The organism is Mesorhizobium sp. BHbdii (assembly GCF_053848045.1).
Genome location: NZ_JBSPKX010000001.1, coordinates 2,155,924 through 2,181,469 on the forward strand (window position 1 = coordinate 2,155,924; position 25,546 = coordinate 2,181,469).

The window sequence follows — 25,546 nt, forward strand, 5'->3', positions numbered from 1 at the left end:
CCGCTACTGGCACAATGCAGCGTCAGCCTATTCATTTCGCAAGGAGATTCACATGCCACGGATTTATGAGAGTCGCAAACGCGTTTTGGTCACCGGAGGAGCCGGCTTTCTGGGCTCCCACCTAATAGATCGACTGCTCTCCGATGGTCATGAGATTCTCTGCGTCGACAATCTCTTCACGGGAACCAAGTACAATATTGAACATCTACACGCGAACCCGCGCTTTGAATTTCTGCGCCACGATATCACGTTTCCCTTATACGTCGAAGTCGACGAAATCTACAACTTGGCCTGCCCTGCATCGCCCATCCAATACCAGCACGATCCGGTGCAGACCACAAAAACGTCGGTGCAAGGCGCGATCAATATGTTGGGCCTCGCCAAGCGGCTCAAAATCCGAATTCTGCAGGCTTCAACAAGTGAGGTCTATGGCGACCCTGCGGTTCATCCTCAAACCGAGGATTATTGGGGCAATGTGAACCCCATTGGTCCTCGGTCCTGCTATGATGAGGGAAAGCGTTGCGCCGAAACGTTATTTTTCGATTATCACCGACAGTGCGGCCTTGAAATCAAGATTGCGCGCATCTTCAACACATACGGCCCCCGGATGCATCGGGCTGACGGTCGAGTTGTTTCCAATTTCATTGTTCAGGCACTCAGCGGCGAGCCGATTACGCTTTACGGTGACGGCAACCAGACTCGTTCATTCTGCTACGTTGATGACCTAATAGATGGTCTTGTACGCCTCATGGACAGTCGAGCTTCATTCACGGGACCAGTCAATTTTGGAAATGATGGGGAATTCACCATTCGAGAGCTTGCGGAACTGGTGCTCGCTGAAACCGGCTCGTCGTCAAAGCTCGTCAATTTGCCGTTACCCCGCGACGATCCAAGACAACGCCGACCCGATATATCCCTCGCCAAAGCCGAATTGGGCTGGCAACCGACCATGGCACTGAAAGGCGGGCTGAAGCCAACCGTTGCATTTTTTCGCAGCGACCAGGCACGCCGATCACGATCGCAGGAGGAGCCACAAGTGATCGCTTTCGAAGAGCGGAAACAACGGTTCCATTCCATTGCTGGCGACTTCCTTTCATCTGGATAACCACTCGCACATCGTGAGCTTCGGCATTCCGACTGTCGACCGAATCTCCGGCGCCCCGAAGCTGCGTCGCGACGGTCTATGCCCCTAGATGTTTAGTCCGGCATCTGGTGGAGCGGATTGAGTGTGAAGCGCTCGGGCTGAGTGGCCCATGACTTACAGATGAACTCGTAGGGTTTGAGACCCTTGAGGGCCTTGAGTCTTCGGCCGAGTTGTAGGCCGCGATGAAGTCGGCGAGATGCCGGCGGAGTTGGTCGTGTTTCTCGTAGTAGAAGCGTTTGACGGTGGCGTCCTTGATGGTCCATGGATGCTTGGCCTTGGTCGTGCGGTGCTCGATGTCGTTCCTGGCGCAGGCCAGTTCGAAGGCATGGCCCAGAAGCGTTTGCGATCGCCTCCTTGATCAGCGGCACTGCCGACCCTCCGGCGCCGGGGGTGGTGAACTGAATGCCGTTGTCGGTGAGCACGGTGTGGATCTTGTAAGGGACGGCCGCGATCAGCCGCAGCAGGAAGTCTCTCGAGATGCCGGTGGTGGCCTTTCGTGCAGTTCGACGAAGGCGAACTGCGAGGTGCGGACGATGGCGACGAACATGTCCAGCTTGCCCTGTTGGGTCCTCACCTCGGCAATGTCGATGTGGAAGTAACCGCTCGGGTAGCTCTTGAACTTCTTCTTCGCCGGCTTGTCGCCTTCGACATTCCGGCAGGCGGGCGGCTGATGCCATGGCGCTGCAGACAGCGGTGCAATGAAGATCGTGTCAAATGGGGGATGGTCGGCTGGAGCGCATAGAGGCAATCATCCAGCGGTAGCAACGTATAGCGCCTGAAAGCGACCATGACGGCCTCCTCCTCGACCGAGAGCACCGTCGATCGCGGCGCTTTCGACCAGTCGGAAGATCGGCGACCGAAGTCCGCGTCTTCCACTTCGTCACGGTCTTTTGGTTTGATCCCGTAGCGCCAGGCCAGCGTCCTCAGGCTCTCTTGACTATGCTGTATCGCTCGACGGACCGCCTCTATCGTCGTGGCGCTCCCATGCAGAACCTGGCCCATAGCGCATCCTTTGATTCGGAACACAAGGATGCCCCATCAAAGCCTGGGATCAAACATCTCCCTTGCCGCCACTTGGAGTCGGTTGTTCTGACGCGCGCCTAACACCACCTCAGCTAGTGAGGACCATCAGTGAGGCGCCGCCGAGTAAGCGCACCGACAGGTCCTCTCCGGCAATAGTCCGGACAATGCGCCGCGCGGCGTTACCGAGGATGGCTGTCGTGGTTCGCCATTCGGGATGGATCTGCAGGATATCTTCCGCCGTCCTAGTGTACTGTGCGTCAATAATCTTGAAGCCCGTGTCGCGCAGAGTCGCTAGAGCTGTTGCCTGATCAAAGTAATGCAGGTGACCGACCTCCTTGCGTTGCTTAAGGTGCTGACCGCGCAGAAGGCCGACGATACTAATGTCGAGAGGAATATGAAATGCATAGTATTTCGAACGTCCTCTGAGCCTTCGAAGAAAGCCCATATAGTCATCTACGTGCTCGAAAACATCGATGCACAAAAGAAGATCGTAGTTTTCGTTGGTTTGCAGGAAGTCACTGCAGTGAAAGCTTAGGTTGTTTCTTTCTCGCTGTTTGGCCAAATTTATAGCATAGGGAGCGATATCGTAGCCGATGGCCGTTGAGTCACGGAAGATATCGTGCTGAAGGAGGGCTTTCAGAACGCCTCCCGTCCCGCAACCTGTGTCGACGATTTTCTGGCAACTGATATTGTTGGCGCGCACGATCTTGGCGATGCTGGCGGCCTTGACACCGCCGTCTTCGTCATGCCAGGTCGGATTGGCAGCGGCATAATCTTTTCCGGTATAGAGGTCATTACTTGACATCATCTCTGCCCATCTCAGTGTGCTTGAGCCAGATTAAGTTGCCTCTTCGAATGCTTCGACCTAATAATTGCTTGTGACTTTGAATGAAAACAACCAGCTCTCTGCATGGCCCTAAGGCCAGCTCCAGAACGGGAATCCTAAATCGTCGCTGTTGATCGAACTTCACATTTTGGGAATGAACGAATCTTAGGTCGGCAACGGTCCGCCTTGAGGTCGCTCCAGAGTTCTAGAGTTCCTCCCTTGCCCCGGGCTGCACGCAGGGTGCGAACCGCGCACCTCAGAAAGTGGGCGCAACCGGATAAAAACAAAACCTAGTCATTACAAATGTAACGACACTCTCGATGCCGTCAAGCCGCCGGCTGCGAAGCTTCCGGGGGGCACCTTAAAGCACCCGGCCCATCTGAGGTAGCTCATAAGAAAGAACCAAACTCTTCGCGTTCCACAGCGACGCTTGCTGGTAGAATGTTGTCGCCGATCAGGGACAAGCGATGCCGCATTATCGGCTCTGCATTCTGAAGGAACACGGCCAATTCATGGGTGCGCAACCTAGCCTGCATATATGACGATGCAGCGAAAGAGCACGCTAACCGGTTGGCACTTGGCCACGAGGTGGAGCCTTGGCGACTGGTTGCGCGGTTCAAATTCGGGGCCGTCCTGCGGCGAGAAAGCTCCCTCGCGCCTAGGGCCATGTATCAGCCATTTCAACAAGCCGCGTAAGCGATCGTACTTCCCTTGGATGCGGTTGCAGGTTTTGGCGCTGTTCGATGCGTTGCGATTGAACAGCCTGTCCGGTGCTGTAGGGTACGCTCGATAACGGTGCCAGCCTTCCACCTTCGATCATTGAAAACGGATGATGCGGACATCGCCGCCGTGCCGCCGGCGACGTCGCTCAGCAACACGTGTAGAGACTGGAGCTTAGTCGAACCGCAACAGCGGACCTGGGCCGGCGCATCGGCCGCGCAAATGGCCGGTCGAACATCCGGGCCGGCAGCTCCGGCCCAGGCCCGACGGCCCATCCGCCACGCAGCCCGTCCGTGCTTTTCGACGACCTCTATGCGAACGACCCGCTCGAACCACAGGCCCCCAAAACAGCGACATTTTAACCGACGGACACGGTTTTCGAAGGACGTCCGGAAGGCTGTTTCGGTGTGGTTGTTCGACGCACCGGATATATTAGAAGCTGTTAATAAGTTTTCGCCTAGCCTCATTCTCGCCGCAAATGGTCGCTTGGCTTGCGTACATCGTCCACGAATGATCCATTCACGTGGTACAAGACGATGTGTGTATAAATCATAGAGCGGAAATGCCTGCGTTTTACTTAGGGCGCGGGTGGAATGAAAACAAGAAAAACGCATCAAACTAAGGATTTACGGTGCTTTTACTGAACGGCAAGCTTGGCGGTGTCTCCGCCAAAGAGCTGCGCTCGACTTCAATTCGGCTGCGGCTCGAACCGTTGAACACCTTGCGCGCGCGCCCACCGATTCAAGGGAGGGCCTGATGGGCATTCCCGTCGACAACTCACCTTCGATGGCGAGTTCAGCGTTAAGCTCGCTCGACAATAATGTCGGGGCGAGGACTTCCAAATCTCCGCTACTTTGAAATCCGTTCGCGGTGCCCAATAGCGGGCATGCGATATGTCGCGCGCCTTGGCGATGCGCGGCGTGGGATTCCTGTTTTCAACGCCAAAGAAGGATCACGGAATGGCTCTTTCCGCACCCACAGGCTTTGCCTCTAGCGACCTCGTCTTCGAGGATAACTTCTCCGGTACGGCACTCGACAGCGATTGGCATACCTACATCACCAGCAATGCCGCCAACGGCTGGCCGTGGGACAGCAATGGATCGGGCGGAAGTGGGATGGGCAACCGGTTTAATGCCGAATACAATATGCCGAGCCAAGATAAGGTGGGCAACGGGCTGTTGAATCTCACGGCAATTAAACAGCCCGTCAACGGCGTGGCTCAGGGGTCGGCATATACATTCCCTGTCACGTCCGGCGTCGTCAGCAGCTATGGCAACTTCGAATTCAATGGCGGCTACCTTCAGATCAGCATGAAGGCGCCGAGCGGCGACGGCGCTTGGCCAGCCCTCTGGCTGATGCCCGGCAAAGGCGCCAGCAGCGGCGACAATTTTGAGATCGATATACAGGAGGGTGGATTCACCGGTTCGGGACCGGCAAACCAAGCGCTCTCCTACCACCTCCACGGGCCGTCAGGGCTAGCCGGTGGCGTCGTCGACAGCGGCGTCGACCTCACGGCCGGCTTCCACACATACGGCATCAACTGGGATCCTGGTAAGTCGATCACCTGGTATCTCGACGGGAAGCAGATGGCGCAAGTGACCAGCGCACAGGCGCAGATTCCCAATCAACCGATGGAGCTGATCATGAGCAATCAGGTCGCGAATTCGAACGCGGCCGGATGGCACACGGCTCTCAATAGTTCGACTCCCTCGTCGATGCAGATGCAAGTCGATGAGATCCAGCTGTATCAGAAGGCAGGCAGCGGCGACACCGTTACAGGTGCCAACGTCACTCCCCCAACCACTGGCGCGATCGGGACCGAGACTGGGTCTGGGACCGGGACTGTCCTTCCTCCCGGCGGCACCAACGATGGCACTTTGTACGGCACCAGCGGCGCCGATGTACTTCGGGAAACCGGCGCCCACACGATGATCGGCTATGGCGGCAACGATGACTACTACGTCGATAATGCTGGCGACAAGGTGGTCGAGTCTTCTGGCCAAGGTCAAGACAGGGTGTGGGCTTCCGTGAGCTATGCTCTCTCGGCCGGCTTGTCGATTGAAGTCCTTGGCACCACAAAGGACGCCGGCACCACGGCAATCAACCTGACCGGCAACGGGTTGGCCCAAACCATCCAGGGCAATGCCGGCGCCAACGTCATCAACGGCCGCGGCGGTGCCGATAAGCTGAGCGGCTTTGGCGGCAACGACACTTTCGTCTTCAATAGCGCCCTTGGTAACGGCAATGTCGACAGGATAACCGACTTCAACCAGGACAAGATCCACCTCGACGACGCCATTTTTGCCGGGCTTCATTTGGGAGGGCTTCCATCCGCGGCTTTCTTTGCTGGTACAGCCGCGCATGACAGTTCCGACCACATCATCTACAACAGTTCGACTGGAGCGCTCTCCTTCGACAGCGACGGGGCCGGCGGCGCATCTCAAACACAGTTCGCCACGCTTTCCCCACATCTCTCGCTGACCGCAGCCTCATTCTATGTGACCTGAAGGACCTACGCGGGGAAATAACATCCCGCGAGGGGCTGTCGTGGCCAAACAAGGACTGGATAAACAGCACCTCAAAGCCATGTTCCCGAACCGAAGGTCAGCGTAGCAAAAGGCGAGAGCCCGGTTTTCGGAGGGTCAAACAAAAGCGATGGAGTTCCATCCCGATGCCATCGGGATGGAACAGGCTCTATTTGTGAGCTGTCTGTAGGTTGTCCAATGCGGTGGCCAAGCGCCACCAGAGTAGGCCGGCTCTGATGATGGCAACCTGTTGTCACGCAAAGAATGGTCGCCTGATGACCCATGGCCAGCATCTTGCCGATCGTTAGCGCTGACTTGCGGAACCGCTCCTGTGGTCGGGCAGCGGCATATGGATAGCCCCTACCTGAAGAACGCCGCCGCCTCGTCATCATCATCGTCCTCGAGCGGCGGTGACCACTCCAGTTTGCAAAAATCGGCGGGCGTGGCACCCACTGAGCCGAGGCAAAGCCGTAACAATTTCATGCGACTGGTCCCGAGATCGCCGCCCGTCAAATCGCCCGGCCAGAAGGGAGGCAATCGAGAGAATGCCCCTGTGCGATCGGTTCAACCATGGCAAGGAATCCGCAAACTCCCACCAGGCCTCTTGCTCTGGATCTAACCAAATAGAGCGGATCCCCAATCGGGTCGGCATATTCTGGTGGTTGATTGCTGCCCGTCCGGGAACACTCAGGATGCTTAAGCGAATAGCCCGTCATGTTGGCTTTTTCTAAAGGTACGCGCGGTCTGGCCGTTGTGTGACCCCCATATTTTCAATTGGAAAAATGTGCGCGATGGGCCCGGAGCGGTTTTTAAAAAAGGCGTTGCGCTAGAGATGTGACCCGGCCCCCGCGTCATGGCGGAACCGTCATTGACTGACCGCGTTGATTGTCTCCAGAGAAGGAGACCGATCGATGTTCAGGTTGCTGCTGTTAGGCTAATCGGCTATCTCGTTTACCGCTACGGGCGCGAGATACTCGAGGAGACATCAGACGACGTGCCCGGCGCACCGAGGCGGCGCAGAGAGTCTTGATCGGCATTGTCATTCACCGGCTCGAGGTCTGGCCGCAGGGTGTAGAATTCGCGCCACGATAGGCGCTTACCGCGGAATGGTCGGTCGCTGTCGCTGGGTATGGTTGCTGCCATTGATGCTCCCTTCTGTCGCTATGTCTGGCCTTCATGCTGCTTCCTTCCAATGCAGAGAGCGAATGGCGTTGTTGTCATCATTTTCGCGAGGGAGATTGTCGTTCAACTCGTCGGGGTATCGGCACCACCTCTCGATTCCTCCTCATCTTTGCCAGTCCAGAAATCGACTAGAACACGGCGAAATTCGATTTCACCCTCATCGTTCACGCCGAGTTGGCGAAGCATCTCGGCAAACTTGTCCCTCGCCATCCTGTGCCCGTATGTCTCTTTTCTCGCCCTCTCTGGCGTCGTGGGCCGCTGATGGCCCATTGGCGTGGGCCGGTTCATCCTGCTCATCAGCTGGCCCGGTATCGTGGGCCGGTGCGGAAATTTGCCTTGGGTTGCCAATTCCAGGACATTGATGACGGGAACATAGCGGCTGGCGCCTTTGCCCTTTCCCCGCCGTTGGAAGGTGCGTACAACCCAACCCGTGTCCATAAGGGCGCTGCACGGCATTGCGCGACGGCACAACGGCATCGGCGGGCGCGCGTTGCTTCAGGCGGTCGATATCTGCTCATCCCCGATTTCCACAGGTTGGGACCGTAGCATATCAGTTCCAACGCTTATATTCCCTAGTGGAAACCATAGGAGTCTCTGTTGGAGCAGAAACGCACGATCGCCCCCTTTATTGGTGGCATGTATGGCAGCCTTGTTGCCCTCGCGTTGGCGTTCGGTTTCCGCTTCCTGATGATTCCCGATCCCGATCCGACCTCGCAAGCAACTATAGTCCTTTCAGGACTGGCCTTCTCGATCTGTTTCAGCCTGACCTTCCTGCGCGAGCATCGACGCCAAATCGCCGCCGCGAGAGAATTTCTAAGCGGGCCAAGATCGTATCAGGACTAATCTTTGCGTTCTGCAACGCAAAGCCCAAACCTCTCCAGATAGCGTCCGGGGCATCTGAAAAATTCAGTCGAACCAACCTGATGCAACAGGGCGATGCTGGCCGGCCGGCATCTCCTGCTCGCCGGCCATTCTAATGCCATTCGATTAAAATGCCCCTGTGTATATTAGCAATCGCTCAATTTGGCGCGTCGACAATGTCAGGGCGGCGGGTTAAAACCAAATGGGTGATGTCATGCGAAGCGACTTCGCCGCTGCGCGCGAGCTCTTGGAGTGTGCCCAAAACCGGCTCTGCGGCATGGACGAAACGAGCCAGCGCGTCAGCGAGGCGCTGGATTCCCTGATCGAGGAAATAGCCATCGCGGAATTCCGCAAGGCGCCATTGACCGTCGTGCCGTTTCCCCGTGCGCGACCACCCAAGCATGCCCGGTAGAATTGCGATCGTGCTAAATGTTGATGGGAAGTCAGCGCCTGAGTGGCAGGCGCCTTATCGCCTCTATGACACACTCGCGACTTGACCAGATGCGACCGTCTTGGTGAACGTGTTCCTCACCCTGACTGACTTGTAGACGTAGGCGACCCAAATCCCGGTCAGTACAAAAGAGGCTATGGGCGCTGCTAGTGCACCGCCCGCGAGCATTTGGCTCATCGGGACGCCAAGAACCGCCGAAATCCACACCGTATCCAGAACAAACACGATTGGTATTGCAAACCACTGGTATAGGAATAGCTGCTTGAAGCGGTATCTCCGCCACAGCATTGCAACGAACACAACCACCTGGAGCACTAGAAACGCCAGCAAGAGGGCAACCTCGCCGTAGACCGCCAGGCTGCCATTTGGCAGCGCCATGAGTTGTTGGTAGCCGTCACTCGACGAACCCAATGCGACGAGTGCCTGAAGGATCGCAAGCAGCATTAGCCAGCCTCCAAACCCCAAGGCCCGCTGGATTCTGTGAGGGTTTGGTCGCAGACAGAACAGCGACAAAGACAGGCACGCCAATCAGCAGAAACAGTATTGCCCAGTGGCAGATCGAAACACCCATTTACCCCTCCCTCTTTTCACACTCTTAGGCTGTATCGTCTTTTTTGAACAACTCAAGAGTCTAATGAACCGGTGCCTTTGGCCAGAAATCCGTTCTTCCTGACCGGTCCTGAGACGGTTACCCGCTTCAAACCGCAATCGCCGCCACCAATATCCGGTTCTGCCTTCGTATTGCCGCGCGCAATTCGGCGATCCTCGCCTCATCACGCTTCACGAACTCAATGAACATCATGTTCATGTTGTTAAACACCAGCTCGCCCAAGGCCTGCCCGTCGATATCGCGGCGCACCAGGCCGAGCGCCTGTAACCTCGCGATCAGCGCGCGGATCTGCTCGGTCAGTGCCCGGTCAAGCGCGGTATAAGCCTGGCCGAACGGGCTGTCGGGCAGTTGCGTCGAGATCGCCATCGCCTGCCGCCACATCTCCTTGCTGAGATAATGCAGCGAATGCTCGATATAGATGCCGAGCAGCGTATCGAGCGCATCGCCGACATTGGCCGGCGGATTGGCGACGACGCCCTGCCCGGCATTGAGCACCTCGTTGACCTCCATCGAGACGATGGCGCCAAGAATGTCGCCCTTGTTCTGGTAGTAATTGTAGATCGTGCCGACCGAGACCTCGGCCTGCGCGGCGATGGTCTCGATCTTGGCGCCTTCGTAGCCGGCATCGCGGAAAAGCTCCGCGGCCGCCTCGATGATGCGGCGGTGCCGATCCGCCTTTTGCCTTGCCCGCAATCCGCTCATATCGGCTATTTGCCATAAAAACAGAATTGACTCAATTTTAGAATTGGTTCAATTTTTTGCCAGAAGCCAAAAAGGCAAGGGAGAACACTCGATGTCCATCAATCTGAAGGCTACGAATCCAACTACCAAGAACCCGCTTTCCGTCCTGAAGAGCCGTTTTCACGCCGCGTGTGCCGCGACAGCACTGCTGCTGGTGATGGGCAGCTTCGCTCAGGCTGCGGATCTCAACGCCCTGATCTGGTGCGATCACGCTGATCCGGCGCTTCTGCAGCCCTTCGAGGAGGCCAACGGTGTCAAGGTCAATGTCAAGGAGTTCGAAGGCACCGGCGCCGGCATGGCCATCGTCGAACAGTCGCAGCCGGGCGACTGGGATGTGATGGTGATCGACAGCATCGACGTACCGCGCGGCGTCGAAAAAAGCCTGTTCGAGCCGTTGCCGGAAGACAAACTGCCGCTGGCCGACCTCTTTCCCCAGGTGAAGATGGACAGCTCCACCGTGGTAGACGGCAAGCGCTACGCCATCACCGAAAAATTCGGCTACAACACGATCGGCTATAACAAGACCAAGGTCGATCCGGCCGACATGCAGTTGATGGCTGCGCTGACCAGCGATAAGTACAAGGGCAAGATCGCCATCTACGACTACTATCTGCCGGTCATTGGCATGGCCGCACTGGCAATCGGCAAGAAGACCGCCGAGCTGACCGAAGCCGACCTTCCCGCCATCAAGGAAGAGTTGCTGAAGATGAAGGCCAACGCCAAGCTGGTCGGCGAGGTGACTGCCAGCCAGACCGCGCTGGCAACCGGCGAGGTCGACATTCTGGTCGGCGGCGGCGAATGGGTGACGGCCGGGCTGGCCAAGGAGAACCCTGCCCTCGATTTCTCAATCCCGAAAGAAGGTGCTGTGCTGTGGTCGCAGTCGCTGGCGATGTTCAAGGATTCCAAAAACAAGGATATGGCGCTGAAATTCATCCAGTACATCATGAGCCCTGAAGGCCAGGCGCGGCTCTCCACCTCGGCCTGCTATTGGGGCATGCCGGCGAATACCAAGGCGGCTCTGACCGATGAGCAGAAGAAGATCCTGCGCTTCGACGAGCAGCCGGATTTCCTGGCCCGCGCCCAGCCATATCCGGCGCCGAATGCCGATCTCGACAAGAAGATGCAGGACGTCTGGACCGAAATGCTGCAGGCGCAATGACCGGTCGCCGGTCATGAACTCTGCCACGAACAGTGGACGTGCCCTGCCCTGGGCGCTGGTCACGCCGGCGCTCGCCTGGACGCTGCTGTTCTTCGTGCTGCCTTTCCTGGCCATGGCGCTTTCCAGCCTGACGGCGCATGATGGCGGCGGCTTCACCCTGTCAAACTACAGCCAGTTCTTCAACAATTCGGCCTATTGGCAGGCGATGGTGAACTCGCTGCAGGTCACCGCCATCGTCACCCTGATCTCGGTGCTGCTCGCCTACCCCTTCGCCTGGATCCTGGCCGAACAGGTGCCGGAGCGCTGGCAGCGGCTGGCGCTGATGTTGGCGGTGCTGCCGTTCTGGACCTCCTATGTCGTGCGCTCCTACTCCTGGCTGCTGGTGCTGGCGCAGAACGGCGTGATCAACGGTGCGCTGACCGGCTCAGGCCTGTTTGCGGAACCGGTGCAACTGGCCAACACACGGCTGGCCACGATCATCGGCTTCGTCCATTTCTTCGTCATGCTTTTGACGCTGACGATCTTCGCCAATCTGAAGCAGCTCAGTCCCAGCTACCGCAAAGCTGCCGCCGATCTCGGCGCCGGGCCGGTGCGCACGTTCCTGCATGTGGTCCTGCCGCTGACGTTGCCCGGCATCATGGTCGGCGCTTTTCTCACCTTCGTGCTGTGCATCGGCGACTACATCACACCGCAGATCCTCGGCGGCAACAACGAACTTTTGATGCCGCAGCTGGTGATGATGCAGATCGGCCGGCGCGGCGACTTTCCGCTCGCCTCGGCGCTGTCGATCATTCTGATGGCCGTGGTTACCATTGCCTATCTCGCCTGCGCCCGCTGGCTGAAGATCGAGCGGGCCTGACCATGCGCTCATCCACTGTGGCCAAAGCCATTCGCATCCTGTCCGGCCTCTACGCCATAGCCATCTATGGCTTCATTTTCCTGCCGGTGGTCGTGCTGGTGCTGTTTTCGCTGCAGGCGACGTCGTTTCCGATCCCGCCCTTCACCGGGCCGTCGCTGCGCTGGTACGACGCCGTGCTCGCCGACACCCGGCTGACTTCGGCGCTGGTCAATTCGCTTCTAGTCGCAGCCATCTCCTCAGCTGTCGCCGTCACGCTGGGTTTCCTCTCCGCCTGGGGTTTTGCACGCTTCGTCCTGCCCGGCTCAGGCCTGCTGCGCGGGCTGATCACGCTGCCGCTGACGGTGAGCTATCTCATCATCGGCATGGGACTGCTGGTGCTGTTCAACTGGGCCGGCGTGCCAAAATCGCTGCTTGCCGCCGGCACCGGCCATGTCGTGATCAACCTGCCGCTGTGCTTTGCCATCATCTACAGCCAGATGGGCGACCACCAGATCAACATCGAGCGCGCCGCGCGCGACCTCGGCGCGCCCGAGTGGAAGGTGCTGCTGCTGATCACAGTGCCGGTGATGGCGCCGGCGATCTTCGCCGGTTTCTTCCTGTCGATGACCTTCTCCTGGGACGAATTCGTGATTTCCTTCCTGCTGACGCGTTTCGACACGACGCTGCCGGTCGAGATCTGGAACCTGCTGCGCTCAGGCCTCAATCCCAAGACCAACGCCGTCGGCTCGCTGGTCTTCGCCGTCTCCATCGTGCTGGTGGTAATGTTCGAACTGATGCTGTTGCGGAGAAAGCCGGCATGACCGCGCCGCTGGTCGATATATGCTCTGTCTCGCATCGCTTCGGTCAGCAGACGGTGCTGAAGAACGTGTCGCTGCAAATCGAGCCGGGCAGCTACACGATCCTGCTCGGGCCGTCGGGCTCGGGCAAGACGACGCTGCTGTCCATTCTCGGCGGCTTCGTCACGCCGAGCGAAGGCAAAGTGCTGATTCGCGGCGAGGACTGCACCGCCGTGCCACCTGCCAAACGCCCGACGACCACGGTGTTCCAGGACTATGCGCTGTTTCCGCATATGAGCGTCGGCGGCAATGTCGGCTTCGGCCTGCGCATGCAAGGCATCGATGCCGCGACGCGGAACTCGCGGGCGCGCGAGGCACTGGCGCTGGTCGGGCTGGCCACCGCTTTCGACAAGAAGCCGCACCAGCTTTCCGGCGGCCAGCGGCAGCGAGTCGCATTGGCCCGCGCCCTGGTGGTCGAGCCGGCCGTGCTGCTGCTCGATGAGCCGCTCGGCGCGCTCGACCTCAAATTGCGCCGGCAGATGCAGGACGAGCTAAAAGCGATCCAGAAGCGGGTCGGCACCGCCTTCATCCATGTCACCCACGACCAGGAAGAGGCAATGGCACTGGCCGACCATTGCGTGGTGATGAATGATGGGCGCATCGAGGACGAAGGGCCGCCAGAGCGCGTCTATGCGCGGCCGGCGACGCGCTTTTCCGCGACCTTCATGGGCGAAAGCACGCTGATATCCGGAGCGGTGACGGCGGCTAAGGACGGAACAATCACTGTCGCTACGCAGGTCGGACCGCTTTCGCTGACCGGCGCATTGCCGGCCGGGACGACTGTCGCCCTCGCCGTCCGTCCGGAACACCTTGTTCTCGGCGCGGCCGACGGCGCTGTTGGGCTCGGCACGGCCAAGGTGAGCGACGTTGTGTTTCAAGGCAGCTTCAAGCGCGTGCTCGCCGTTTCTGCGCAGGACCCGGCGCTGCACTTCATCGCCAAGGTTGCCGCCGCTGCGGCCGTCCAGCCAGGCGACATCGTTGCCGTTTCGTGCGACGCTGGCGACATCATCCTTCTGGCGAGTTGAGCCATGGGCGCGCTTTCGGTCATCGACGCTCCGAATTGGTATGAAACCATCCGCATGGGCGATGGCGTGACGGTGATCCACGAGCCGTGGATCAAGCCGTTCTTCCGCTGCAACATCTGGCATGTACGCGGTCGCGACCGCGATCTTCTGTTCGACACCGGCCTCGGCCATTTCAGCCTGCGGCGCCACGTGCCGCTGGTGACGGAGCGAAGGATCATTTGCGTTGCCAGCCACACGCATTTCGACCATATCGGCTGCCATCACGAATTTCCGGACCGCTGCGTGCATCAGGCCGAGGCAGAAATCCTCGCCGATCCGCGCAATGAATGGACGGTTGCCGACCGCTACGCTACCGACGCAATGTTCGATGGAATGCCGCTAGGCTGGGACGGGGCGCGCTACCGGATCCTGCCGGCGCCGGCCGATCGCTTGCTCGGGCAAGGCGATGTCGTCGATCTCGGCGACCGTGCCTTCGAGGTAATCCACACCCCGGGTCATTCGCCCGGCGGCATTGCGCTCTACGAGAGGAAGACCGGCATCCTGCTTTCCGGCGACATCGTCTATGACGGCCCGCTGATCGACGATGTCTATCATTCCGCCGTCGACGACTTTGTCGAAACGCTGCTACGGATACGCGAGCTCGATGTCGCGGTCGTGCATGGCGGTCACTTCCCGAGCTTCGGCAAGGTACGCTACCACCAGCTTATCGACGAGTATCTCGCACAAAAGCGGCAGGCCGGCTGTCATCTGCTGCAGGCGCGATAAGCACCGGTGTATCGCATCGCGAGAAGTGCTTGGGCGAAGTTCACAACGCCCTTTGCGGACACGGCGTGCCGGCGGCATCGCCGCAGCGTGAAGCCGTGGGTTGGGGTCTCAAACTCGTCTCTTCCGACTGGCGCACCAGTTGGGCAAAGGCAAGAGCAAAACTTCCCAGCATCAGGACGATGATAATCAGGCGTGTTACCGGCAATAGATCGGTCCGACTGGCTGGCCCCCACGCCGCCCATCCACTGCCGGCTAACATGATCTGTCCGGCTTTACGAGAGTTTAATCCCCGTCTTAACCATCACATTCGCTTGTCACCCGATACGATGCGCGAGCGCCTGACCAGCGCTCTTCCCGGCGCTGTGTCTAGGGCAGCCCATGCCTCCCTTTGCAGATTTGCCGTCCCATGCTAACCCGGCGCTGGCGCGGCCCAAGCAACCGGTCGCCACCAACCGGTCGCCATCCACATCGCCAATGGGGAGCCATGAGCAAAGCCGCCAGCCGTTTCGCCTTCGTCTCGTCCGACACCGCCGACGCCAAGGCGGCGCTGGAGAGCCTTTCGGAGCGCTATGGCCAGACGTCCATCGAGGATGCAGAGATCGTCGTCGCCCTCGGCGGCGACGGATTCCTGTTGCAGACCTTGCGCGACACGATGAGCACGGGAAAAAAAGTCTACGGCATGAACCGTGGCACCATTGGCTTCCTGATGAACGAGTATCGCGCCAGCGGTTTGACGGGGCGCATCGCGGCGGCCGTTGCCGAAACGATCCGTCCGCTGGAGATGCAGGCAGTGACGGCAGAGGGCGAAACGATTTCAGCGCTGGCGATCAATGAGGTTGCGCTGTGGCGCCAGTCCTACCAGACGGCCAAGATCCGGATCACAGTCGACGGGCAAGTGCGGCTCGAGGAATTGAACTGCGATGGCGTGATGATCGCGACGCCGGCCGGCTCGACCGCCTACAATCTGTCCGCGCACGGGCCGATCCTGCCGCTCGACGCGCCGCTGCTGGCGCTGACCCCGGTCAGTCCGTTTCGCCCGCGCCGCTGGCGCGGCGCGCTGCTTTCCAACAAGGCGACGGTTCGTTTCGACATTCTGGAGGCGGAAAAGCGGCCGGTGAACGCCGCCGCCGACCACACCGAAGTGAAGGCCGTAACCTCGGTGACGGTGCGAGAATCGCCAACGGTGACGGCGACGCTGCTGTTCGATCCGAGCCACTCGTGGAACGAGCGTATTCTTGCCGAACAGTTCCGTTACTGAGCCGGTACAGCGACGGGCAGCTCGATTAAGCATCGCGATTAAGGTTACGACTTCACAATCCCACCATTCCCCGCCCGTTTCTGTTGACAAATCGTGGGCTTGCGCCTACCTGCAATACCAATCTTGCAGGCGCGCGGCGCTTGCCGCGACTGCTTATGTTGCGCCCCCGAACCAGCCAAAGACAGCCAAACTTGTCCTCAGACGCCCAGATCGCTCAAGAAGCGTTGACCTTCACAGACCTCGGCCTGTCGCCGAAGGTCCTTTCCGCAGTCACCGATGCCGGTTACACCGAACCGACGCCGATCCAGGCCGGCGCCATACCGCACGCGTTGCTCGGCAAGGATATTTTGGGCATCGCCCAGACCGGCACCGGCAAGACGGCCTCGTTCGTGCTGCCGATGCTGACCCGGCTTGAAAAGGGCCGGGCCCGCGCCCGCATGCCGCGCACGCTGATCCTCGAGCCGACGCGCGAGCTTGCCGCGCAGGTCGAAGAGAATTTCATCAGATACGGCAAGAACCACAAGCTCAACATCGCGCTGCTGATCGGCGGCGTGTCGTTCGACGAGCAGGACAAGAAACTGGAGCGCGGCGCCGACGTGCTGATCGCGACGCCCGGCCGCCTGCTCGACCACCGCGAGCGCGGAAAGCTTCTGCTCAACGGCGTCGAGATCCTCGTCATCGATGAGGCCGATCGCATGCTCGATATGGGCTTCATTCCCGACATCGAGCGCATCTGCGAGATGATCCCGTTCACGAGGCAGACGCTGTTCTTCTCGGCGACGATGCCGCCTGAGATCACCAAGCTCACCGAGAAATTCCTGCACGCGCCAGTGCGCGTCGAGGTTTCGAAAGCCGCGTCCGCCGCCACAAACATCATCCAGCGGCTGGTGAAATCCGGCTCGAAACCCTGGGACAAGCGCGAGACGCTGCGCAATCTGATAAGGGCCGAGGATGCGGAGCTGAAGAACGCCATCATCTTCTGCAACCGCAAGATCGAGGTCTCGGAGCTTTTCCGCTCGCTGCTGAAATATGATTTCGACGCCGGCGCGCTGCATGGCGACATGGACCAGCGCGCGCGCATGCAGATGCTGGCCAATTTCCGTGACGGCAAACTGCGCTACCTCGTTGCGTCGGACGTTGCGGCGCGCGGCCTCGACATCCCCGATGTCAGCCACGTCTTCAATTACGACGTGCCGATCCATGCCGAGGACTATGTCCACCGCATCGGCCGCACCGGCCGCGCCGGACGCTCGGGCAAATCCTTCACCATCGCCACCAAGTCCGACACCAAATACATCGACGCGATCGAACGGCTGATCGGCAACAAGATCGAGTGGCATGACGGCGATCTCTCGACGGTCGTCGCCAGCGAGGGTGGAGAGGACGATGCTCCCCGCCGTGGCCGCGGCGCCCCGCGCCGCGCCGGCCGCAAGGACGATGACCGCAAGGACAGGGGCGAACGCAAGCCACGCGAACGCCACGCCAAGCAAAGCGAAGCTGCAGCACCGGCTGTGGCGCGCGAGGAACAGCCAGTGGCGGCCGAGACCGCGGTCGCCGATGCCGGTGAGCGACGCGCGCGCAAGGAAGCGATCCGCTCGGAAAATAGCGAGCGCCAAGCTTCGCCCGAACGTAAGGCTTCGCCCGATCGCAATCGCAACGAACAGCGTGCGCCGGAACGTGGCGACACCAGGCCGCAGCGCGACGGCAATCGCCCTGCCCGCCATCGCCAGGAAGACAATGACGCGACCGTCGGATTCGGCGACGACATGCCCGCCTTCATGCGCATCGTCGCCAAGGTCTGATCAAATACCAGTTCGCCTTTAAATCCAGAATACCTAAACGGAAACGGCCCCTTGCGGGGCCGTCTTCATGTTCGGGTTCGTATCTGAACATGATCTTTTCGAACCCGAAGGTCCGGGATCATGGTCCAGCTCAGGTGAGCGGTGAAAGCTGGATTTCGACGCGGCGGTTCTGAGCACGGCCGGCGGCCGTCGCATTGGAAGCGATCGGACGCGTCTTGCCGAAGCCGGTGACGGCGAAGCGGCGGGAATCGACGCCCTGCCCGGACAGATAGTTGGCAACGGCCAGCGCGCGGCGCTGCGACAGGTCGAAATTGTGTTCGTCGCCACCGGTCGAGTCGGTGTGGCCGAACACGTCGACGGTGGTCTGCCGGAACTTGTTCAGCACAAGTGCGACCGAATTCAGCACTTGATAGAAGCCGGGCTTCACCGCGTCCTGGTCGACGTTGAAGGTGATGTCGGACGGCATGTTGAGGATGATCTGGTCGCCGGTGCGGGTGACGCTGACGCCGGAGCCCTGAAGCTGCCGGCGCAGTTCGGCCTCGTTCTGGTCCATCGTGGCGCCGATGGCGCCGCCGGCGAGCGCGCCGACGCCAGCGCCGATCAGCGCATTACGGCGATCGTTGCCGCCGGCAAGCAGGCCGAGCCCCGCACCAGCCAGCGCGCCGATACCGGCGCCGGCCGCAGTGTTGGAAACTTTCTGCTCTCCGGTGTACGGATCGGTTGTGGTGCAGGCACTCACGAGCACAGCCGTCGCCACGGCGACGAGCACAGTCTTTTTCATCGGGTAGTCCCTCTCCAAGCGTCGCGCCGACGGCGCGCCATATCAGCCCTTCCGGGGTCGTTGTAACATGAAATGCGGCGAAAAGCGGAACGGGAAAAGCGGCTGCCTATGGCTTTTCCCGGGTGAATTCCACGGCCGCAATATTGCGCGATTTTGATCGGCTACCAGAGATTATCGGTTACCAGAGATTTTTGCCGTCGATGACAACGACCTCGACCTGGCCGAGGTCGAAATCGTCGAACAGACGCGAGTTCACGCTGATCTTCGGGTTGTCGAAATCCGGCTTGCCGGTCGACCAGTCCGGCGTTTCGGTGAAGGTGCCGCAGCCGCAGGTGGCGCAGAAACCGTGTTTTACCGTTTTCGAGCCCCATTGGTAGAAAGACACATTCTTGAGCGAGCTGGTGAGCTTGAATTGCCACGGCGTGTAATGGGCCCACAACGAGCCGCGTTTCGAGCAGAAGGAGCAGGTGCATTGCGTTACGGTTTGCGGCGCTTCCGAAACTTCGAACGTCGTCGCCCTGCAGTGGCAGCTTGCCTTTATGGTCATGAACGCCTCCCTCACGATTGCCTGCCGCCCGCACGGCAAGACAAACATAGAGAGACGTTCCCGACAACTGCCTGTCAGCAGGTGCCTGCGTCGGACGCGTGGCGCGCTTCAATCTTTTTGATGCCTGTCGTTATCCCAAAACCGCTGCGCATCCCGGGTCAGGCCCTTGGGCAAGCTTTTGGGCGACAAGCATTAAAACGAAGACGGTGGCACGAACAGGCAGATGGTCTTTCCGTCGTTGGCGCCGGCGACCGAGCACCAGTGATATTCGCCATCGGGCGAATTCTTGATCCGCGCATCGCTGTAGGCCACGACCTCACCTGTCCCCTTGATGACATAGCCCTCCGGACGTTCGCTGATCGACGTCTGCGAGACCGCGCGGCAATCGTAACCAGAACAACAGGAGAAAGGGTAACTCCAGCCTTGCGGCCTCGCTGCAGTCGGCGTGGCGTCGTGCGCCAAAGCCGGTGCTGCAAATGCAATGATGGCGGCCGTCTGAGCCACCACCGCAATCATTGAATTCAGGACGCGGCGCGCCGTCTGGACGGCTGAGGCCGATCGGGTCTTGAGAGCAGGCATGGGCGCAATTCCTATCAACGAGTTATCAAGCTTTTCGCTTGCCCGTTCCCAGAACGTGTCTTCCCAGTGGCCGGATCGTCAGGTCGCAGATACGCCGCGTCCGGCCATAAATGCTTTTTTCCCCCAGCCTTCGGATGCTGGGCCGATTCCTTTGTTGGCGCAAGAAATTGCTGTGCAAACCGAGCGCCGACATCTGCAGCCGGAACCAGCCTGCCGGGGTTGACGACAGTGACTTCATCAACCCCGGCAGATGGGATCGCAGATAACGAGATTCAGCTCGCAGTGGTTCCGGGCTAGGCGCCGGCAGGCCTGCAACATCTAGCCCGAAGGAAGAACTCGTTGTGCAAAATTCGATGAAAAAACAAAGCCGTAAAGCGACCGCTCAATTAGAATGAGAGCCTGTTACTCTAGCGTGATGTTCCTGCTGCTTCGGCGGTTAGGAGCTTCAGTCGATATCGGCCACCACTTCGCCGGCGCCGCCCTCGATGCGCTGCGACAGCGAGGCCTCCATGAAATCGTCGAGGTCGCCGTCCAGCACGCTCGACGGGCTTGTGCTCTCGACGCCAGTGCGCAGATCCTTCACCAGCTGATAGGGCTGCAGAACGTAGGAGCGGATCTGGTGGCCCCAGCCGATATCGCTCTTCGACGCTTCGGTGGCGTTCGCCACCGCCTCGCGCTTCTTCAGCTCTTCCTCGTAGAGCCGCGAGCGCAGCATCTCCCAGGCCTTCGCCTTGTTCTTGTGCTGGGAGCGTTCGGCCTGGCAGGCGACCGCGATGCCGGTGGCGAGATGGGTGATGCGAACCGCCGAATCGGTGGTGTTGACGTGCTGACCGCCCGATCCGGACGAACGATAGGTGTCGATGCGGACATCCGATTCGGAAACGTCGATCTCGATCGTATCGTCGATCACGGGATAGACCCAAACGCTGGCAAAGGACGTGTGGCGGCGCGCATTGCTGTCGTAGGGCGAAATACGCACGAGACGGTGAACGCCGGATTCCGTCTTCAGCCAACCATAGGCATTGTGGCCCTTGATCAGCAGTGTGGCGGACTTGATGCCGGCCTCTTCGCCGTCATGCACTTCGAGCACCTCGACCTTGAAGCGCCGCCGCTCGGCCCAACGCGTGTACATGCGCAGAAGCATCGAGGCCCAGTCCTGGCTTTCGGTGCCTCCGGCGCCGGCATGGACTTCGAGATAACTGTCGTTGGCATCCGCCTCGCCCGAAAGCAGCGTCTCGATCTGGCGGGCCTTTGCTTCGCCGCGCATCGAGCGGATCGCCGCTTCCGCCTCGGCGACGACGCTCTCGTCGCCCTCTTCCTCTCCAAGCTCGATCAGGCCGATATTGTCCTCCAGCGCCTGGGTGAGGCCTTTGACCGCGGCGATGCCTTCCTCGAGGCCCTGGCGCTCACGCATCAGCTTCTGCGCCTCCAGCGGTTCGTTCCAGAGGCTGGAATCCTCGGCACGCACATTCAGGTATTCAAGCCGCTTTAAGGCTTGATCCCAGTCAAAGATGCCTCCTCAGCAGGGTTATCGCCTGCCTGATTTCGTCGACAATGTTCTGCGTTTCCGAGCGCATGGCTGGTCGTTCTGTCCTGTGCTGAAATGGGGCCCTGTTGCTTAAACAGAGCTGGGCTGGCGCGATACATAGGGACGGCACCGCCACCTGTAAAGCGAAATGGGCCGGCTTGAAAGCCGGCCCAGAACACCATGTCCTATGTCAATATAGCCCGCCGCCGCCGGACTGGATGGCTTGGTTGGCCTGTGGCGATAGCGCGCCGCCGGAGGCGTTGGAGCCGTCCGCACCCATGCCGATCACCCAATAGCTGTCGGCGGGGCCGGTGCCCGGCTTGAAAGCTTCGATAAAGGCGCCAGGGTCGCCTGGGTTGGCAGCCATGCCGGTCTTGCGATTGATGGCGATCAGCTTCATGCCTTCGGGAACCTGGAAATCGACATTGGGCGTGCCGTCCAGCGCCACGCGCATGAAGTCCTTGAAGATCGGCGCGGCGAGGCCGCCGCCGGTCGCGCCCTTGCCAAGACCTTTCGGCTGATCGTAGCCCATATAGAGGCCGACAACGAGATTGGGCGTATAGCCGATGAACCAGGTATCCTTCTCGTCGTTTGTCGTTCCGGTCTTGCCGGCGATGTGGCGGCCGAGTTCGGCGACCGTGGCGCCGGTACCGCGCTCGACGACGCCCTCCATCATCGAGGTGATCTGATAGGCAGTCATCGGATCGAGCACCTGCTCGGAATTGTCGATCAGTTCCGGCTCAGGCTGGTTCTGCCATTCGGCGGCGTTGCAATTTTCGCAGCCGCGTTCGTCCTGCCTGTACACCGTCTTGCCGTAGCGATCCTGGATGCGGTCGATCAGCGTCGGCTTGATCGACTTGCCACCGTTGGCCATGATCGAATAAGCCGACACCATGCGCATCACGGTGGTCTCGCCCGAACCCAGCGCCATCGGCAGATATGGCGCCAGACGGTCATAGACGCCGAAGCGCTCGGCATATTCGGCGACCAGCTTCATGCCCATGTCGTTGGCCAGCCGCACAGTCATCAGATTGCGCGACCTCTCGATGCCGGACCGCAAGGTCGCCGGGCCAGCTGTCCTTCCATCGTAGTTCTTCGGCGTCCAGGTCGTGTTGCCGCTCTTGATGGTGATCGGGCCGTCCATGATCACCGAAGCCGGCGTATAGCCATTGTCGAGGGCGGCCGAATAGACGATCGGCTTGAACGACGAACCCGGCTGCCGCATGGCCTGCGTGGCACGGTTGAATTCGGATTGCGAGTAGGAGAACCCGCCGACCATGGCCAGAACACGGCCGGTATGCGGATCCATGGCGATCATGCCACCTTCCACTTCGGGGGCCTGGCGCAGGATATAGGCCCCGTCCGTACCCTCTTTCTTCTGCACGAAGATAACGTCGCCCGGCTTCAGCACGTCCGCCGGCGATTTGGCCTTGACGGTCTTGCCGTCGACCACATGGCGCATGGCGAAGCTCATGTCGTCGCGGCTGACGGTGCCTTCGATGCGATCCTTGACGAGTTCGCCCGAGATCTGCCGGGTCGGCCGAAGGCCGATGGACAGGCCGCTCTCCGAGCTATCGAGCACGACGGCGAGCGACCATTCGGGCACGTCGTCCAGTCCCTTGACTTCGCTCAAAGGCACGCCCCAGTCGCCGGATACGCTGATGGTCTTCACCGGCCCGCGATAGCCGCGCAGCGTATCGAACTTCATCAGGCCGTTCTGCATGGCTTTGCGGGCGATGAGCTGCATCTTGGGATCGAGCGTCGTACGGACGGACAGGCCGCCCTCGTAGAGCGCATTCTCGCCGTAGCGCGCGCTGATCTGGCGACGCACTTCCTCGGTGAAGTATTCGCCGGCGAACAGATAGGTGCCGGAGCGGCGTGGCTTGACGCCGAGCGGCTCGGCCTTGGCCTTGGCGCCTTCCTCCTGCGTGACGTAGCCGTTGTCGACCATCTGGTCGATGACCCAGTTGCGGCGCTCGATGGCGCGATCGGCATATTTGAAGGGGTGATAGTTGGAGGGACCCTTCGGCAAAGCCGCCAGATAGGCCGCCTCCGCCACGGTGAGTTCATTCACCGCCTTGTCGAAATAGGTGAGCGCTGCGCCGGCGACGCCATAAGCGCCGAGCCCGAAGAAAATCTCGTTAAGGTAGAGCTCGAGAATACGATCCTTCGAATAGGCCTGTTCTATGCGGAAGGCGAGGATCATCTCCTTGATCTTGCGCTCGTAGGTCTGGTCCGAGGACAACAGGAAGTTTTTCGCCACCTGCTGGGTGATCGTCGAGGCGCCGACCTGGCGCTTGCCCGAGCCGAAATTCTGCAGATTGACCATGACTGCGCGGCCAAGACCGGTCACGTCGATGCCGGGGTGATTGTAGAAATTCTTGTCCTCGGCAGACAGGAAGGCCGCCTTGACACGATCCGGCACCGCCTGGATCGGCAAATACAGGCGCCGCTCGCGCGCATATTCGGCCATCAGCGCACCGTCGGACGCATGGATGCGGGTCGTCACCGGCGGTTCATACTTGGCCAGCACCTCGTAGTCGGGCAGATCCTTCGACAAATGGCTGATATAGATCGCCACGCCCGCCGCGACCAAAAGGGCCAGCGCCGTGCCGATGCCGAAGAAATAGCCAATGAGACGAATCATGCCCGCTCCAGTCCTTGGTTCGGGAATTTCCTAAACGAAGCCGCCTTTCGCGCAAGCTTTCGAGACGATCCCGACCGGTAATCGAAAACCCATGTCGCCACCATGTGGGCAAAATGCGGCAGCCTGGAATTTCGGCTTCGAATGGCCAAAATATAAGTGCAAAGTGTTGTCGTCGTGCAACGCTGCCTCTGGTTGTGGCGAGGGCCGGCCTCTCAGCCTCCGGTTCCGGCTCCGGCCTTGGTTGAAGCGAACAGGGCGATCGCATTGGTTATGCTCTGGGCCGCCTTGCCGCGCCAATCGGCGCTGAGCAGTTGCGCCTCGTCCTTGGCGTTCGACAGATAGCCGAGTTCGACCAGCACGGAGGGGACATCCGGCGCCTTCAACACTTTGAAGCTGGCCGAACGCTGCGGATTGTTGATGAGGCCGACACTGGTGGAAAGCTGGCCGACCAAAGTCTGGGCGAAACTCATCGAGAAACTATGCGTCTCGCGGCGAATCAGGTCGATCAGGATGTCGGTCACTTCCTTGTTGTCGTCCTTGATTTCCATGCCGGCGAATTGGTCGGAAAGGTTTTCACGGTCGGCGAGCGCCTGCGCTTCCGGGTCGGAAGCCTTGTCGGAGACCGTGTAGACGGTTGCGCCGCGAAGGCCCTTGACCCTGATCGTGTCGGCGTGGATCGAAATGAGCAGATCGGCCTCGTGCTGGCGGGCTATGCGCACGCGGTCGTCCAGCCGCAGGAATTGATCTGTCTCGCGCGTCATAAACACGTCGTATTTGCCGACTGCGGCAAGTCTTTCCCGCAATTCGGTGGCGAAGGCGAGCGTGACGTTCTTCTCGACCGTGCCGTTCAGGCCCTCGGCGCCGCCGTCGATGCCGCCATGGCCTGGATCGATGACGACGGTGAAGCGATGGCCTGGATTGGAGACCGGGCCGGTGCCGACCCTGCCACCTTTGTCGGAGGAGACCGTCGAGCCGGTGGTCAGCGCCTGATTGGCAAGAGCGGCGTCGAACTCCCGCACGGACGCCGCCGACATATCGATAGCGATGCGGTAGCCGCTGCTGTCATCGTTCTTGAGCACGTCGAGCCTGTCGACGGCGAACGGGCCCTTGCCGGTGAGAATCAACCGCGACACCCCCTCGCCGAGATCGCCGTAGCGCACGCTCCTGACCAGGCCGCGCGCCTTCACATCCTTGGCATTGATGGCGAATTTCGTGCTTGGCAGGTCGACGACCAGACGGTGGGGGCCGCGCAGCAGAAACCATTTGACGTCGGGTTCGCGATCGAAATTCATGACGATGCGCATCTTGGTGGCGTCACCCGCCATTTTGTAGCTCGTCACCGCGAGCGGTGCGTCGGCAGCAAAGGAAACCGGCGAAAAGGGCAGGCAAGCGACAACCACCAACAGCAGACAAGCAGCGCGGAAGTAGGGAGCGTAGAAGAAAGTGCCTCCGGCGCGACCACTCCTGTGCGTGAAGACTGCCAGTCCCATCTCTTTCCAGTCGCTCCGGTTTGGCGCCAGGCGCCCAATCTTGTTTGTCGGAGTGTCGGCGTCTTGTCGAATGCCGGTTAGGCCGCGAACTCAATTAACGATTGGTATCCAGAGAAGGTTAACCAAGCCTTTTCATGCAAAGGCTTAAGCTGTGCTTCCGTTGCGGAACTGCTTTTTGCCGGCATCG

General features: G+C 60.0%; 20 protein-coding genes and 1 pseudogene. 11 read left to right on the forward strand and 10 right to left on the reverse strand.

Annotation, left to right across the window (positions count from 1 at the left end):
- Window positions 1–52 precede the first annotated feature (52 nt).
- The gene (locus tag ACWTU8_RS10500; RefSeq protein ID WP_095521564.1) at window positions 53–1,105 is read left to right on the forward strand and encodes a UDP-glucuronic acid decarboxylase family protein; all 1,053 of its coding nucleotides are present in this window, start codon (window positions 53–55) and stop codon (window positions 1,103–1,105) included.
- A 92-nt stretch (window positions 1,106–1,197) separates the two neighbouring features.
- Here the strand turns inward: ACWTU8_RS10500 and ACWTU8_RS10505 are convergent.
- Window positions 1,198–2,146 (reverse strand): annotated as a pseudogene (locus ACWTU8_RS10505) (DDE-type integrase/transposase/recombinase).
- Window positions 2,147–2,255: 109 nt separating this feature from the next.
- Complete coding sequence (locus tag ACWTU8_RS10510; RefSeq protein WP_455841595.1) at window positions 2,256–2,975, reverse strand: class I SAM-dependent methyltransferase; 720 nt, start codon at window positions 2,973–2,975, stop codon at window positions 2,256–2,258.
- Between the two features lie 1,631 nt (window positions 2,976–4,606).
- On the opposite strand from ACWTU8_RS10510, the gene ACWTU8_RS10515 reads away from it, so the two are divergent.
- The 3 genes from ACWTU8_RS10515 (at window position 4,607) to ACWTU8_RS10525 (ending at window position 8,693) form a co-directional block, all read left to right on the forward strand.
- Window positions 4,607–6,220 carry a family 16 glycosylhydrolase gene (locus ACWTU8_RS10515; protein ID WP_455848025.1) on the forward strand — a complete coding sequence of 538 codons (1,614 nt, stop codon included), beginning with the start codon at window positions 4,607–4,609 and terminating at the stop codon, window positions 6,218–6,220.
- Between the two features lie 1,797 nt (window positions 6,221–8,017).
- Entirely contained in the window at window positions 8,018–8,263 is a 246-nt protein-coding gene (locus ACWTU8_RS10520; protein ID WP_455848026.1) for a hypothetical protein, read from the forward strand.
- A gap of 295 nt (window positions 8,264–8,558) precedes the next feature.
- Window positions 8,559–8,693, forward strand: a complete 135-nt coding sequence (locus ACWTU8_RS10525; protein ID WP_455848027.1) for a hypothetical protein — start codon at window positions 8,559–8,561, stop codon at window positions 8,691–8,693.
- 63 nt (window positions 8,694–8,756) lie between these two features.
- On the opposite strand, the gene ACWTU8_RS10530 is transcribed toward ACWTU8_RS10525, so the two are convergent.
- Together ACWTU8_RS10530 and ACWTU8_RS10535 are read right to left on the reverse strand one after the other, a co-directional pair.
- Window positions 8,757–9,176: a DUF2569 family protein gene (locus tag ACWTU8_RS10530; protein ID WP_455848028.1), complete on the reverse strand. Its 420-nt coding sequence runs from the start codon at window positions 9,174–9,176 to the stop codon at window positions 8,757–8,759.
- 253 nt (window positions 9,177–9,429) lie between these two features.
- Complete coding sequence (locus ACWTU8_RS10535) at window positions 9,430–10,044, reverse strand: TetR/AcrR family transcriptional regulator (protein WP_095521567.1); 615 nt, start codon at window positions 10,042–10,044, stop codon at window positions 9,430–9,432.
- Between the two features lie 91 nt (window positions 10,045–10,135).
- Between ACWTU8_RS10535 and ACWTU8_RS10540 the strand changes: the two genes are divergently transcribed.
- The 7 genes from ACWTU8_RS10540 to ACWTU8_RS10570 all read left to right on the forward strand — a co-directional run bounded on the left by ACWTU8_RS10540 (window position 10,136) and on the right by ACWTU8_RS10570 (window position 17,787).
- The gene (locus ACWTU8_RS10540; RefSeq protein ID WP_455848029.1) at window positions 10,136–11,242 is read left to right on the forward strand and encodes a polyamine ABC transporter substrate-binding protein; all 1,107 of its coding nucleotides are present in this window, start codon (window positions 10,136–10,138) and stop codon (window positions 11,240–11,242) included.
- A gap of 13 nt (window positions 11,243–11,255) precedes the next feature.
- Window positions 11,256–12,101 (forward strand): ABC transporter permease, encoded by an 846-nt coding sequence (locus ACWTU8_RS10545; RefSeq protein ID WP_455848030.1) that lies wholly within the window; start codon window positions 11,256–11,258, stop codon window positions 12,099–12,101.
- 2 nt (window positions 12,102–12,103) lie between these two features.
- On the forward strand, window positions 12,104–12,901 hold the full coding sequence (locus ACWTU8_RS10550; RefSeq protein ID WP_065008221.1) for an ABC transporter permease: 798 nt from the start codon (window positions 12,104–12,106) through the stop codon (window positions 12,899–12,901).
- Window positions 12,898–13,962 carry an ABC transporter ATP-binding protein gene (locus ACWTU8_RS10555; protein ID WP_455848031.1) on the forward strand — a complete coding sequence of 355 codons (1,065 nt, stop codon included), beginning with the start codon at window positions 12,898–12,900 and terminating at the stop codon, window positions 13,960–13,962. The genes ACWTU8_RS10550 and ACWTU8_RS10555 overlap by 4 nt, the downstream gene beginning before the upstream one ends.
- Before the next feature lie 3 nt (window positions 13,963–13,965).
- Window positions 13,966–14,727 (forward strand): MBL fold metallo-hydrolase, encoded by a 762-nt coding sequence (locus ACWTU8_RS10560; RefSeq protein WP_455848032.1) that lies wholly within the window; start codon window positions 13,966–13,968, stop codon window positions 14,725–14,727.
- 484 nt (window positions 14,728–15,211) lie between these two features.
- Entirely contained in the window at window positions 15,212–15,985 is a 774-nt protein-coding gene (locus ACWTU8_RS10565; RefSeq protein ID WP_065008218.1) for an NAD kinase, read from the forward strand.
- A 191-nt stretch (window positions 15,986–16,176) separates the two neighbouring features.
- Window positions 16,177–17,787 carry a DEAD/DEAH box helicase gene (locus ACWTU8_RS10570; RefSeq protein WP_455848033.1) on the forward strand — a complete coding sequence of 537 codons (1,611 nt, stop codon included), beginning with the start codon at window positions 16,177–16,179 and terminating at the stop codon, window positions 17,785–17,787.
- Between the two features lie 130 nt (window positions 17,788–17,917).
- Here ACWTU8_RS10570 and ACWTU8_RS10575 read toward each other — a convergent pair whose 3' ends face one another.
- The 6 genes from ACWTU8_RS10575 to ACWTU8_RS10600 form a co-directional block, all read right to left on the reverse strand.
- Entirely contained in the window at window positions 17,918–18,568 is a 651-nt protein-coding gene (locus ACWTU8_RS10575; protein WP_065008303.1) for an OmpA family protein, read from the reverse strand.
- 178 nt (window positions 18,569–18,746) lie between these two features.
- On the reverse strand, window positions 18,747–19,115 hold the full coding sequence (locus ACWTU8_RS10580; protein ID WP_455848034.1) for a GFA family protein: 369 nt from the start codon (window positions 19,113–19,115) through the stop codon (window positions 18,747–18,749).
- 192 nt (window positions 19,116–19,307) lie between these two features.
- Window positions 19,308–19,694 carry a hypothetical protein gene (locus tag ACWTU8_RS10585; protein WP_455848035.1) on the reverse strand — a complete coding sequence of 129 codons (387 nt, stop codon included), beginning with the start codon at window positions 19,692–19,694 and terminating at the stop codon, window positions 19,308–19,310.
- A 445-nt stretch (window positions 19,695–20,139) separates the two neighbouring features.
- A protein-coding gene (prfB, locus tag ACWTU8_RS10590; RefSeq protein ID WP_127211857.1) for a peptide chain release factor 2 occupies window positions 20,140–21,271 on the reverse strand; the annotation gives its coding sequence in 2 pieces (ribosomal slippage) (window positions 20,140–21,204 and window positions 21,206–21,271; 1,131 coding nt in all).
- Between the two features lie 141 nt (window positions 21,272–21,412).
- Entirely contained in the window at window positions 21,413–23,869 is a 2,457-nt protein-coding gene (locus ACWTU8_RS10595) for a penicillin-binding protein 1A (RefSeq protein WP_065008214.1), read from the reverse strand.
- 212 nt (window positions 23,870–24,081) lie between these two features.
- Complete coding sequence (locus ACWTU8_RS10600; RefSeq protein ID WP_455848036.1) at window positions 24,082–25,359, reverse strand: N-acetylmuramoyl-L-alanine amidase; 1,278 nt, start codon at window positions 25,357–25,359, stop codon at window positions 24,082–24,084.
- Window positions 25,360–25,546 lie beyond the last annotated feature (187 nt).

Coding starts and splice junctions, on each gene's coding strand:
- ACWTU8_RS10500 (WP_095521564.1), top strand. CDS start 53: ATGCCACGGATTTATGAGAGTCGCAAACGCGTTTTGGTCACCGGAGGA.
- ACWTU8_RS10510 (WP_455841595.1), bottom strand. CDS start 2,975: ATGATGTCAAGTAATGACCTCTATACCGGAAAAGATTATGCCGCTGCC.
- ACWTU8_RS10515 (WP_455848025.1), top strand. CDS start 4,607: ATGTCGCGCGCCTTGGCGATGCGCGGCGTGGGATTCCTGTTTTCAACG.
- ACWTU8_RS10525 (WP_455848027.1), top strand. CDS start 8,559: ATGGACGAAACGAGCCAGCGCGTCAGCGAGGCGCTGGATTCCCTGATC.
- ACWTU8_RS10530 (WP_455848028.1), bottom strand. CDS start 9,176: ATGCTGCTTGCGATCCTTCAGGCACTCGTCGCATTGGGTTCGTCGAGT.
- ACWTU8_RS10535 (WP_095521567.1), bottom strand. CDS start 10,044: ATGAGCGGATTGCGGGCAAGGCAAAAGGCGGATCGGCACCGCCGCATC.
- ACWTU8_RS10540 (WP_455848029.1), top strand. CDS start 10,136: ATGTCCATCAATCTGAAGGCTACGAATCCAACTACCAAGAACCCGCTT.
- ACWTU8_RS10545 (WP_455848030.1), top strand. CDS start 11,256: ATGAACTCTGCCACGAACAGTGGACGTGCCCTGCCCTGGGCGCTGGTC.
- ACWTU8_RS10550 (WP_065008221.1), top strand. CDS start 12,104: ATGCGCTCATCCACTGTGGCCAAAGCCATTCGCATCCTGTCCGGCCTC.
- ACWTU8_RS10555 (WP_455848031.1), top strand. CDS start 12,898: ATGACCGCGCCGCTGGTCGATATATGCTCTGTCTCGCATCGCTTCGGT.
- ACWTU8_RS10560 (WP_455848032.1), top strand. CDS start 13,966: ATGGGCGCGCTTTCGGTCATCGACGCTCCGAATTGGTATGAAACCATC.
- ACWTU8_RS10565 (WP_065008218.1), top strand. CDS start 15,212: ATGAGCAAAGCCGCCAGCCGTTTCGCCTTCGTCTCGTCCGACACCGCC.
- ACWTU8_RS10575 (WP_065008303.1), bottom strand. CDS start 18,568: ATGAAAAAGACTGTGCTCGTCGCCGTGGCGACGGCTGTGCTCGTGAGT.
- ACWTU8_RS10580 (WP_455848034.1), bottom strand. CDS start 19,115: ATGACCATAAAGGCAAGCTGCCACTGCAGGGCGACGACGTTCGAAGTT.
- ACWTU8_RS10585 (WP_455848035.1), bottom strand. CDS start 19,694: ATGCCTGCTCTCAAGACCCGATCGGCCTCAGCCGTCCAGACGGCGCGC.
- ACWTU8_RS10595 (WP_065008214.1), bottom strand. CDS start 23,869: ATGATTCGTCTCATTGGCTATTTCTTCGGCATCGGCACGGCGCTGGCC.
- ACWTU8_RS10600 (WP_455848036.1), bottom strand. CDS start 25,359: ATGGGACTGGCAGTCTTCACGCACAGGAGTGGTCGCGCCGGAGGCACT.